The sequence below is a fragment of the Halomonas gemina genome (assembly GCF_023554995.1).
GTDB classification, from domain to species: domain Bacteria; phylum Pseudomonadota; class Gammaproteobacteria; order Pseudomonadales; family Halomonadaceae; genus Halomonas; species Halomonas gemina.
Window position 1 is genome coordinate 1 of record NZ_JAMJPK010000030.1, and the last position, 433, is coordinate 433.

1 protein-coding gene is annotated in these 433 nt (G+C 57.5%); it reads left to right on the plus strand.

The window, feature by feature from the left end:
• Positions 1-220: 220 nt before the first annotated feature.
• Positions 221-433, plus strand: a 213-nt coding sequence (locus M8009_RS18910) for a hypothetical protein (RefSeq protein WP_250064031.1), incomplete at its 3' end; no start/stop codon positions are given.

Genomic DNA, 433 nt, shown 5'->3' on the forward strand with positions numbered 1-433 from the left:
CCAGAATGAGCGTGCGGCGATCGGCCGACGCGGGCGCCGATGCCGCAAGCGCCTCAAAATCTGGCTTTGTCGGAAGCTGGCTGGACGCCATGGAAAGGTCCACTCCTGACGGGTCTGGAGCACTGCGCGATTATTGATGTATGATCCAGCAGGTCCTTGAACAAAACAAGGGCGGCGTTGGCATTCTGACACTTTTTGGAGTCATGCGGAGAGCAGCGACATGTGGCGCTGGGCCCTTGATCTGTTCAAAGTTCGTAGAGCCCACAGGGCCGCAACCGCTGTGATCTCCCCCATGGTCGAAAAAAGCCGCGGGCGCCTCGGTGGCATATCCGACCTTACATGGTCGGATCCCTACATGGTCGGCTTCATGGTCATGTTGATTACCATCGCTGCCAGGATCGAAACCGGCAAAATTGAAGGTGAGGCTCTGTGT